The sequence below is a fragment of the Rathayibacter rubneri genome, from assembly GCF_023743255.1.
GTDB lineage: Bacteria > Actinomycetota > Actinomycetes > Actinomycetales > Microbacteriaceae > Rathayibacter > Rathayibacter rubneri.
The window spans coordinates 1-10,171 of record NZ_JAMRYM010000110.1 but is presented as its reverse complement, the minus strand read 5'-3'; the positions used below and the strand labels follow the sequence as shown (position 1 = coordinate 10,171).

Below are 10,171 nucleotides of genomic sequence, written 5' to 3'. Positions count from 1 at the left end.
CCCCTCGCGTCCCGGAGCGGCCCCTCCTGCGGATCGTCGGGGGGCCCGCTCCGGGACGCGAGGGGTACCTGGCCGCCGTGCAATCGGCGGCGCGCACGCTCGGCGTCGAGACCCGCGTGCGCTTCGACGGAGTGGCCGAGGCCGCGGCCTCGGCCACTCCGGTGGTGGCGCGCCGGACGACCGGCCTGGTGGACGCGGTGCGCGACGGCGTGAGCGGCGTGCTCGTCGACTCCGCCGACCCGGACGTCTGGGCCACTGCGGTCCTCGACCTGCTGCGCAGGCCCCGGGAGCTCGCCCGACTCGGCCTCGGCGGCACGGCCTGGGCCGCTGCGCACTCGTGGTCGGCTGCGGCCGAGCGCCTGGACGACCTCTACCGGCGGCTGCTGTCCCGCTGAGGGAACCCCCGACCGTCGAGGGAGCCCGCTCCCAGGGGTTCCCTCGACGGTCCGGGGTTCCCTCGGCGCAGTGACGGCCGAGAGGAAGGGCCGAGGCCGGGCCGGTCAGTCGAGGACGGCCGGGGCGCCCGGATCGAGGCGGGCGCCGCTCGTGGATCGGTACCAGGGGGCGAGGCGGTCGGGCGAGACGGCGACCATGGCGGCGCCGGTGAAGCCGGCGTCGTTGCCGAAGCGGGCCGCGACGATCTCGGTGCCGATGTCGAGGAAGCCGGCGAACTCGTCGAAGACGTGCGCGGCCGCGCCTCCGATCACGAACAGCTGCGGTGAGAGCAGCATCTCGAGGTGGCGGTAGTAGACGCTGAGGCGCCCCGCCCACTCCTCGAGGGTGATGCCCTCGCGGCGCACCGCCGAGAAGCCGACGCGCGGCTCGAAGTCGGGGCCGTCGATGTGCACGTGGCCGAGCTCGGAGTTGGGGATGACGACCCCCTCGTGCACGAGCGCCGTGCCGATGCCGGTGCCGAGCGTGGTCAGCAGGAGCAGCCCCTCGCGGTCGCGCATCGCCCCGAACTCGCGCTCCGCGACTCCGGCCGCATCGGCGTCGTTCACGACGACCACGTCGACGCCGGTCGCCTCCGACAGAAGCGCCTGCGCGTCGAGGCCGACCCAGCGCTGCGAGACGTGGGTGGTCTGGCGGACGACTCCCCCGCGCACGATGCCCGGGAACCCGACTCCGACGGGCGTGCCCGCGATGGGCGAGACGTCGCGGACGATGCCGGCGATCGCGACGGCGAAGTCCTCGGGCTCCTTGCCCAGCGGGTTGGCGACGGCGAAGCGGCGGGCGGCCCTCTCTCCGGTGGTCACGTCGACGAGGGACGCCTTGATCGACGTCCCGCCGATGTCGACTCCGACGGCGAAGCGCGGCAGGACGCCGTCCAGGGGCTGGGTCACGGATGCTCCGACTGCAGAGGGGTGGTGGGGAAGTGACGAGTCTACGAGTCGGAGCCGGGACCGGGCTCGGAGAGGGCTGCCAGGACGTACCGGAGGACCGGCTCGTAGAGGTGGACGGCGAGGCCGTCGTCGATCGGCACCACGACCTCGACCGAGCCCTGCGCCTCGGCGACGAACACCGCCGGGTCGTTGCAGTCGGCGATCGCGATGGTCGGCAGACAGCGGCGTCCGGCCGCGCCGGCCCAGCCGTGGTCGGCGACGACGAGGTCGGGGCGGATCCCCAGCGCGTCCAGCTGGTCGAGCAGGGCGTTCATCGGCTCGGGCGAGTGGGTGTGCAGGAGGCTCCCGCCGCGGTAGACGCAGGTGACCCCGCCGGTGCACCAGAGGAACTGGTGCTCGTCGGCCAGCGGCACGCGGATGCGGTCGGCGCCCGCGAAGGGCAGGGCGTTGACGTCGAGGACCTGCGCGCCCGCCTCCGTCGCGGCGGTGGCGAGCCGGCGGTAGAGGTCCATCAGGGTCGCCGGATGCGCGGTGGCGAAGAGGATCAGGTCGCCGCGCTCGACCGACTCCGCGAAGCGGCGGCGGTAGGCGTCGAGACGGGCGATCGTGAGCCGCACGTCGATGCGGTCCTGCCCGCTCTCGAAGGCGGGGTCGGTGCTGATGCCGACGCGCTCCCCCATCAGGGCGAGGAGGCTCTCGAGGTCCCAGTGCTCGGCCACGTCGACGCCGTAGAGGTGGGCGGGGTCGCGGGCGGCGAGCTTGCGGAGATTGCCGAGGTTGCTCGCCCGATCGGTGAGCACGGCCCCGGTCAGGAGCGTGGAGTCGAGGACGGCGGCGAGGTCGTGATCGTCGGTGTGCATCACGATCAGGATATCGGTCTTGACTTACCGAACAGTAGCGATATATTTTTAACCCATCGCCGACAGATCGAAGAGCACTCGCTCGACGACGGGCGACCGGATACCGGAAGGCATCCACACGAACGAGAGCAGACCGGACATGACCCCCAGGAACTTCTTCCCCGACCACGACTCCTCGCGCCACGACGGCGCGCACCACGACGACCCCCGCCGCGGCGGTCACGACCACCCGGGCCGGCGCGAGCGCCGCGGCCCCAGCGGCCACGGGCGCGGCTTCGGACCGGGCTTCGGCTTCGGCCCCGGCTTCGGCGGCCCCTTCGGCGGACCCGGCCGCGGCGGAGGACGCGCCCGGCGCGGCGACGTCCGCGCGGCCCTCCTCTCCCTCCTCGCCGAGACCACCTCGAACGGCTACGGCCTGATCAAGGCGATCGCCGAGAAGACGGGCGGCGCCTGGCGTCCCAGCCCCGGCTCCGTCTACCCCACCCTCCAGCAGCTCGTCGACGAGGGCCTCATCACGGCCGTCGGCGAGGGCCGGGGCACCGAGTACCAGCTCACCGACGCCGGCGGCACCTACGTGCGCGAGCACGCCGACGAGCTCGCGGCCGCCTGGGAGGCGACTCCCGGCGCGAGCGACGGCGACCGTGCGTTCATGGAGAACGTCGGCAAGCTGATGGGAGTGGTCCAGCAGTTCCGCGGGGCCTCCGACGCCCAGCGCGCCGCGGCCTCCGAGAAGCTCGACGAGGCGCGGCGGGCGCTGTACCTCATCCTCGCGGACTGAGCCGGCCCGGCCCGAGGGGGCGTCGACTCAGCGCGACGCCTCCGCCAGCCGTGCGAGGCCCTCGTCGAGGGTCACGGACGGCGCCCACTGCAGGTCGGCGCGCGTGCGCCGCTGGTCGAACCAGTGCGCGGTCGAGAGCTGCTCGGCGAGGAAGCGCGTCATCGGAGGCTCGTCCGCACCCGGTCGGATCGCCCAGACCCGTTCGACGAGCGAGCCCGCGGCACGGGCGACGGAGGCGGGCACCGACCAGCTCGGCGGCTGGACGCCGGACGCCCGGCAGATGCCCGCGAGCAGCTCGGCGACCGGTCGCGGCTCGCCGTTCGTGACGACGTAGGCCTGCCCGTGCACCTCCGGGGCGCGGTGGAAGGCCGCGACGATCGCGGACGCCGCGTTGTCGAGGTAGGTCGAGTCGATGAGGGCCTGGCCGTCGCCCAGCAGCGGGAGCCGCCCGGTGCGCGCCCGCTCGACGATGCGGGCCACGAGCTGCGTGTCGCCCGGCCCCCAGACCAGGTGCGGGCGCACCGCGACGACGGCGAAGCCGGGCTCGTCGGCCGCGAGGGCGAGCAGCTCGCCGCGCGCCTTCGTCCGCGCGTAGTCGCCGCGCGCGCGCTCGGGATCGGCCGGCTCGGCGTCGTCGCCCGTGATCGAGGAGCCCGAATGGGCCACCGACGGCGAGGACACCTGCGCGAAGCGGCTCACTCCGGCGCGGCGGGCAGCGGCGAGCAGGCGGCGAGTGCCGTCGACGTTCACGCGGTCGAAGTCGCCCGGATCGCCCGCGAGCGAGACCTTGGCGGCGAGGTGCACGACGCCGTCGACCCCGTCGAGCGCCTCCTCCACGGCGCGCGGGTCGGTCAGCGAGCCGCGCGCGTCCTCGACCCCTGCGACTCCGGAGGGCCGGCGCTGGAAGGTGCGGACCTCGTGGCCCTCGGCGGCGAGCAGAGCGGCGACGGCTCCTCCGAGCAGTCCGCTGGCGCCCGTGACGAGGACCGTCACGGCGCCGTCATCCGGCCACCGGCGAGGATCGACCCGGCCCAGCGCGAGAGCGCGGCCCGGTCGATCTTGGAGTTGTGCCGGATGTCGGTCGGCAGTGCCGGCACGACGAGTACCGCTGCGACGGGAGCGCCGACGGCGGCGCGGACCTCGGCGGCGAGCCCGGGGTCGGCGAGGCGGGTGCGCGCGACGGCGTCCCTCCGCTCGACGACCGCGACGAGCTGCGCGGTGCCGCGCGGCCCCACCCCGACGATCGCCGCGCGGGCGACGGTCGCGACCCGCGCCTCGATGCGCTGCTCCGGACCCACGGGCGTCACGACGCCCTCGGCGGTGACGACCACGTGCGGCATCCGGCCCTCGACCCAGAGGCGGCCCTGCGCGTCGAGGCGGCCGACGTCGCCCGTGCGGTGCCAGCGCTCGCCGGGAACGGCTCCGATGCGGGCGGTGCGGTCGGTGAGCCAGAGGCGCTCGTAGTGGTCCTCGACATGCCCGGCCGAGACGACGATCTCGCCGGTGACGCCGACGAGCTCCTCCACGGAGTCGGAGGCGCGTCCGTCGGCGTCGAGCGGGGCGATGCGCACGCGCACTCCCGCCGCGGGGACGCCCACGCAGACGCCGCCGCGCGGGTCGTCGTCGGCGGCGGCCTCGCGGATGCCCTCGAGCGACGCGTCGGTGAGCAGCAGCCCCTCGGTCATGCCGTAGGGCGTGCGCGCCGACGCGTTCGGCATCAGCGCCTGCGCCTGGGCGAGCAGCCCCTCCGAGACGGGGGCGCCGGCCGAGAGGAACGTCCGCACGTCGGCGAGGACGCGGCGGTCCTCCGCGGTGAGCGCGTCGGCGGTGGCGACCACGTTCGCGAGCGCCGCGGGCGAGAGGAACACGACGGTCGCCTCCACCTGCGCGGCCGCTGCGGCGACGGCGGTCGCGGTCAGCGTGCGCGGGGCGGTGACCTCCATGTCGGGGGTCGCGGAGCGCGCTCCGAGCGCGGGCCCGAGCAGCGCGAACGGAGCGAAGCCGGCGACGAGACCCGTGCCCGGCCCGATCCCGTACTGGCGGGCCAGGGCGTCGCGGACGCCGGCGAGCTGCCGGTGCGTGTAGACGACGCCCTTGGCGGGACCCGTGGAGCCCGAGGTGAAGAGGATCGCGGCGACGTCGTCGGCCGCGGGCGACTCCGCGAGCAGCCCGGGGTCGGCGGCCAGCTCGGCGCGCCCGAGCTCGATCAGCTGCCCGAGCGAGGAGTCGACGCCGAGGGCCGCGGCGGACGCGCGCGGAAGGGTCTGCGTCGAGACGCGGCCGCCGGGCCAGCGGAGCGCGCGGGCGACCGCGAGGCCCGGCAGGGCGCCGACCACGAGATCCGGCCACGTGCCGCGGACGGCGCGGGTCAGGCCCTTCAGACCCAGGCCCGCGTCGGCGACGACCACGACGGCTCCGATGCGCAGGCACGCGTAGAGCAGCGCGGTGAGATCGGCGCCGGGCGGCACGAGCAAGGAGACGCGGTCGCCCGGTCGCACCCCCGAGGCGCGCAGCCCCGCGGCGAGCTCGTGCACGCGGCGGGAGAGCAGGCGCCAGGAGACGCGGCGCGGCCCGTCGCCGCCGGGCGGCGCCATCTCGACGAGCGCCAGCGCGTCGTCGTCGGCGTGCGTCTCGAGGTGGCGCCAGAGCGGCTCGATCGGAGCGGTCGGCCTCCGGACGTCCGGCGCGGCCCCCGCCTCGGAGAAGGCGTCGCCGAGCCAGGTCAACACGGCCGAGGCGTAGTCCGCGTCCTCGGCGACGAGGTGGCCCGCGCCCTCGAAGCGGTGCACCTGCGCGTGCGGCAGGCGGTCGACGAGGTCGTCGAGGTAGCGGTCGGAGAAGATCGGGTCGAGCGGGCCCCAGAGCATCAGCGCGGGGACCGGGAGCTCCGCGACCCCGCTCGCGATGCGGGTCAGCTCGCCGTGGCTCGGATGCGCGGCGTCGACCGGGATGTCGGCGACGAACCCGCCGACCCCGCCCCGTCGCTCCGCTCCTCGATAGGGGGCGCGGTACCCCTCCTGGACGGCGGCGGGGAGTGCCGGGTGCGCGATCGCGAGCGTGGTCTCGAGGAACGCGGGAGTGCCGACGGTGGAGACCCCGAGGACTCCGGACGCGAGCGCGAGGCGCAGCGGAGCCGGGATCGGCTCGCCGTCGGGCTGGTGCACGGCGGTGTTGAGGAGCATGACGCCCGAGAGCGCGTCGGGGTGGTCGACCGCCCAGCCGAGCGAGACGACTCCGCCCCAGTCGTGGCCGAGCGTGACGACGTCGCGGTCCAGGCCCAGCACGTCGGTGAGGTTCGAGAGCTCGCGGACCCGGTCGGCGAGGGCGTGCAGAGCGCCGGTGCGCTCCGAGAAGCCCATCTCGAGCTGGTCCACGGCCACGACGCGCCACGCCGGACCGCCGCGACGAGCGGCCTCGAGGGTCGCGGCGGCGAGCCGGCGCCAGAGGTAGGACCAGGTCGGGTTGCCGTGCACGCAGAGGATCGTGCCGATGGGCTCGACGCCCAGGGCGTCCCCCGTGTCGAGCAGGTGCCAGCGGCGGACGGCGCCGTGCGCGTCCGGTGCGTCGACCAGGCGCGACCACGAAGGGTCGAGCCCCTCGAGCCCGGGCGGCGGCAGCTGCGCCGGTGCGGTGGAGCCGAGCGCGGAGCGGATCCGCGCGGCCGGGTGGGGACCGGCGGGCGGGGTCACCAGGCGATCTCGAGCATCGCGGTGTTGATGCCGGAGCCCACGCCCATCAGCAGCACGCGGTTGCCGGGCTGCAGGGTCTTCGACTCCTGCGCGAGGGTGATCGGGATCGAGGCGGGGCCGACGTTGCCGAGCAGCGCGTAAGTGGTGGGCACGCGGTCGCGGTCCAGGCCCACGGCCTTGACGAGGGCGCTGGTGTGCACCTCCGAGACCTGATGCATGATGTAGCGGTCCATGCCGCTCCACTTCCAGTCGCGCTTCGCCTCCTTCCAGGCGGAGACGACGAGCTCCATGCCGCCCTTGAGCAGGGCCTTCGCGTCGGTGAACATGCCGTCGACGCTGCCGACGCAGAGCTCGTTGAACTGGGTGGCGGCACGGGTGATGCCGCCCAGGAGGCGGTGCCCCTTCGGGTGCGCATCGGCCGGGCCGAGGATCGCGGCCGCGGCGCCGGACCCCAGGGTGAGGCTGGCGAACTCGCTCATGAAGTCCTTGCGCGAGACGCCGTCGCGGCTGAGGCGCTCGATGGTGTTGACCTGGATCTCGTCGGCGTCCTCGCCGTCGATGATCATCGCGTAGCGGATCTGGCCGGAGTCGATCAGCTGGGCCGCGAGGGTCATGCCGCTGACGAAGCCCAGGCAGGCGTTGGCGATGTCGAAGTTGATCGCCGAGGACGGCAGCCCCAGCCCGTGGTGCAGGCGCACGGCCACGGAGGGCTCGAGGTGCTTGCGGGTGACGGAGGTGTTGATGATCAGCCCGATCTGGTCGGGCCGCACCCCCGCCTCCTCGAGCGCCCGGCGGCCGGCGTCGATGGCCGCCGCGTCGAAGGTCTGGTCCTCGCCCCAGTTGCGCCGCTCGTGCACTCCGGCGACCCGCTGCAGGAGCCCGGTGGGCAGGCGGAGCCGCTTCAGCGCCGGCGCCAGGCGCGCGTCGATCTCCTCGGAGGTCGTCACGCGCGGGGCGATGGTGGTCGCGACGGACAGCAACGCGACGTTGCGGTGCGTGGTCGTTGCGTTTCCGTCCAACGGAACTCCCTGTCGAGTTGTCGATCGTGGCAGGTGCCGCGATGATTTTACGCTTTCGTTCACTCAGTGAATCCTGGACGGCGGCTGAGGGCCGTGGGAACCCCCTCCGCCGCCTCTCCCGCCCGGAACGGCGCGGATCCCCGCGGACGGCCACACCGTGCCGCCGCTGTCAACCTCCCCGGGGAGCGGCGTCAGGTGCCCATCGCCCACGGCTCGCGGTCGCCCCGGAGCCGCGCGGCGAGCGCCATCGCCTGCTCGTCGGTGAGGGTCGCGACGTAGTCGACGATGCCGCGGGCGCGACCCAGGCGCCGGAGCGACTCCGTGTCCACGCGCGGCCGGTTCCGCTCCCCCGCGGGCAGCCACTCCGGGCGGTCGGCCCGCAGCCGGAAGTACCCGTCGGTCGCGAGCTCGATCAGGTCCAGCAGCTTCTGCGGGGCGCGCGATCCGTCGCGCGGGTCGTCGAGCCAGTCGTCGAGGTGGGTGACGAGGGTCTCGAGCACCCGCGACTGGCCGCGCTGGTAGGTCGCGAAGTCGGGCCGGTCGATGACGAAGCGCGTGTGCACGAACTTGAGCACGGCGACGTCGTGCCAGGCATCGGGGAGCAGCGACACGTGCCCCGAGCGCACGTTCGGCTCGGCCAGCACCAGCACCGACCGCTGCAGGCGGCCGATCCACGACGAGACGAACGCCTCGATCGCCCGCTCCGTCCGGGTGGAGCCGTCGAACGGCACGGCGAGCAGCCCCTCGACGAGCTCGGCCGAGACGCGCTCGACGGAGGAGCGGAAGTACTCGTCGCTCGCGATCCACGGGTCGCGCGCGACGAGGCGCCGCCTCAGCATCTCGAGCGAGTGACCGGGCGCCCGGGCCCACAGCTCTCCGGCGTCGAGGGCGGCGAGCGCGTTCTGCTCGCGCAGGAACGCGCGGAACTCCACCGCGACCGCGGCCTGCTGCAGCACCCCCGCGCGGTAGAAGTCGTCGAGGTCGTGCAGCGAGTAGGCGATGTCGTCGGCGACGTCCATCACCGAGCACTCGAGCGTCTGCTGCCACGGCGCGATCGCCTCGAACGTCCCCCGGGCGTCGAGCATGTCGTCGAGGTCGAGCGTGTAGGCCGAGAACTTGGGCGGCGCGGTCTCCCACCGGCTCGCGGTCGAGCCGCGCGGCAGCTCGGTGGGATCGGCCGACGCGATGTCCGGGCGGCAGACGGTGCGCCCCCACGGGTACTTGAGCACTGCGGCGCGCGAGGCCGCGGTGAGGTTCAGACCTGCCTCGACCGTCTCGCAGACGTCGAGCTCCGAGAGGATCCGGAAGGACTGCGCGTTGCCCTCGAAGCCCTCCTCGAGCCCCAGCCGCTCGCGCGCGAGGCGGTCGAGCGCCTGCTCGCCGAGGTGCCCGAACGGAGGGTGCCCGAGGTCGTGCGCGCTGGCCGCGGCCTGCACGACGACGGGATCGCAGCCGCCGAGCCGCTCGACGAGCTCGCGCTGGGCGGGCTCGGTGGTGGTGAGCTGCATGGCGATCGCCCGGGCGACGGCCGTGACCTTGATGGAGTGGGTGAGCCGGTTGTGGACGACCTGGCCGACCCCCGAGGGCGAGATGACCTGCGTGACGGCCGAGAGCCGCGCGAAGTACGGCGAGAAGCGGATCCGCTCGAGATCGACGCGGTACTCCGGGAAGTCCTCGCCGGTCGCGAACCGGTCGACGGGCTCGGGGATGCGCCGGTCCGTGCGCCGGTCGCGGCTGTGCTTCGCCTCCATCCGCTCACCCTAGACGAGGGGTCGATCCTCCTCGGGACGCGCCCTCGGCGCGACGGCGAGCAGCACCGCGGCGGCGACGACCGCGCCGAGGACGTAGGCGCCGAGGTCGATCCAGGAGAAGGTGCTGCCGACGACCAGGCGCAGCGGCGGCCACGCCTCGACGAGCCGCTCGGCGACTCCGATCGCCTGCAGCTGCTCCATCGCGATCGACCACGCGAGGGCGATGCCCGCGGCCGGGAGCCCCGCGAGGGTCGGCAGGACGACCGCCGTCAGCAGGGCGACGAGCACGACGTAGAGCACGCCGCCCGCGACGTCGGCGATCAGGCCGACGAGGAGGAAGCGCAGGGCGAGACCGAGGCCGAGCGTCGCGACCGCGGCGAGCGCGTACGGGAGGCGGGCCCTCACGAGGCGCTCCCCGGCCAGGCGGCCAGGAGGCGGTCGTGGGCGAGGAGGAAGGTGCGGTCGTCGGCGACGCCCCAGCCCAGCGGACCGGGCGAGGCCACGACCAGCGGGACCAGAACGGTGCGGCGCCGGCGGCGACCGGGAGCGAGCACCCCGAGAGCGAGGGCGCGGACCCGCCGGGCGCCGAGGGCGACCGTGGCGACCTGGATCGACGCGACGTCCTCCCAGCGGGCGATCGGGAGGGAGTCGGCGCGCTCCGCGGCGAGCGCCGGCCCGTCGGAGCCGAGGGCCACGACCGAGACGGAGTCGGGGCGTCGCGCGGCGGCGGG

10 protein-coding genes are annotated in these 10,171 nt (G+C 74.7%); 2 read left to right on the top strand and 8 right to left on the bottom strand.

The window, feature by feature from the left end; all coding sequences use genetic code 11:
- On the top strand, positions 1–395 hold a 395-nt coding region (locus NB037_RS16945; RefSeq protein WP_251947862.1), incomplete at its 5' end, for a glycosyltransferase.
- A gap of 105 nt (positions 396–500) precedes the next feature.
- Here the strand turns inward: NB037_RS16945 and NB037_RS16940 are convergent.
- Entirely contained in the window at positions 501–1,343 is an 843-nt protein-coding gene (locus NB037_RS16940) for an ROK family protein (RefSeq protein WP_251947857.1), read from the bottom strand.
- A 41-nt stretch (positions 1,344–1,384) separates the two neighbouring features.
- Entirely contained in the window at positions 1,385–2,203 is an 819-nt protein-coding gene (locus tag NB037_RS16935; protein WP_251947855.1) for a phosphatase, read from the bottom strand.
- A gap of 139 nt (positions 2,204–2,342) precedes the next feature.
- Here NB037_RS16935 and NB037_RS16930 point away from each other — a divergent pair, with 139 nt between their 5' ends.
- Positions 2,343–2,981 (top strand): PadR family transcriptional regulator, encoded by a 639-nt coding sequence (locus tag NB037_RS16930; protein ID WP_251947853.1) that lies wholly within the window; start codon positions 2,343–2,345, stop codon positions 2,979–2,981.
- 27 nt (positions 2,982–3,008) lie between these two features.
- On the opposite strand, the gene NB037_RS16925 is transcribed toward NB037_RS16930, so the two are convergent.
- The 6 genes from NB037_RS16925 to NB037_RS16900 all read right to left on the bottom strand — a co-directional run.
- Positions 3,009–3,974, bottom strand: a complete 966-nt coding sequence (locus tag NB037_RS16925) for an NAD-dependent epimerase/dehydratase family protein (RefSeq protein ID WP_251947851.1) — start codon at positions 3,972–3,974, stop codon at positions 3,009–3,011.
- Positions 3,971–6,670 carry an alpha/beta fold hydrolase gene (locus NB037_RS16920; protein WP_251947849.1) on the bottom strand — a complete coding sequence of 900 codons (2,700 nt, stop codon included), beginning with the start codon at positions 6,668–6,670 and terminating at the stop codon, positions 3,971–3,973. The genes NB037_RS16925 and NB037_RS16920 overlap by 4 nt, the downstream gene beginning before the upstream one ends.
- Positions 6,667–7,689 (bottom strand): 3-oxoacyl-ACP synthase III, encoded by a 1,023-nt coding sequence (locus NB037_RS16915; protein WP_207406081.1) that lies wholly within the window; start codon positions 7,687–7,689, stop codon positions 6,667–6,669. Before NB037_RS16915 ends, NB037_RS16920 begins: the two co-directional genes overlap by 4 nt.
- A 191-nt stretch (positions 7,690–7,880) precedes the next feature.
- Positions 7,881–9,440 (bottom strand): deoxyguanosinetriphosphate triphosphohydrolase family protein, encoded by a 1,560-nt coding sequence (locus NB037_RS16910; RefSeq protein ID WP_251947847.1) that lies wholly within the window; start codon positions 9,438–9,440, stop codon positions 7,881–7,883.
- Positions 9,441–9,449: 9 nt separating this feature from the next.
- Positions 9,450–9,845 (bottom strand): DUF2809 domain-containing protein, encoded by a 396-nt coding sequence (locus tag NB037_RS16905; protein WP_251947845.1) that lies wholly within the window; start codon positions 9,843–9,845, stop codon positions 9,450–9,452.
- Positions 9,842–10,171: hypothetical protein (locus NB037_RS16900; RefSeq protein ID WP_251947843.1), on the bottom strand; the 330-nt coding region annotated here is incomplete at its 5' end. The genes NB037_RS16900 and NB037_RS16905, both read right to left, overlap by 4 nt.

Coding starts and splice junctions, on each gene's coding strand:
- NB037_RS16930 (WP_251947853.1), top strand. CDS start 2,343: ATGACCCCCAGGAACTTCTTCCCCGACCACGACTCCTCGCGCCACGAC.
- NB037_RS16935 (WP_251947855.1), bottom strand. CDS start 2,203: ATGCACACCGACGATCACGACCTCGCCGCCGTCCTCGACTCCACGCTC.
- NB037_RS16910 (WP_251947847.1), bottom strand. CDS start 9,440: ATGGAGGCGAAGCACAGCCGCGACCGGCGCACGGACCGGCGCATCCCC.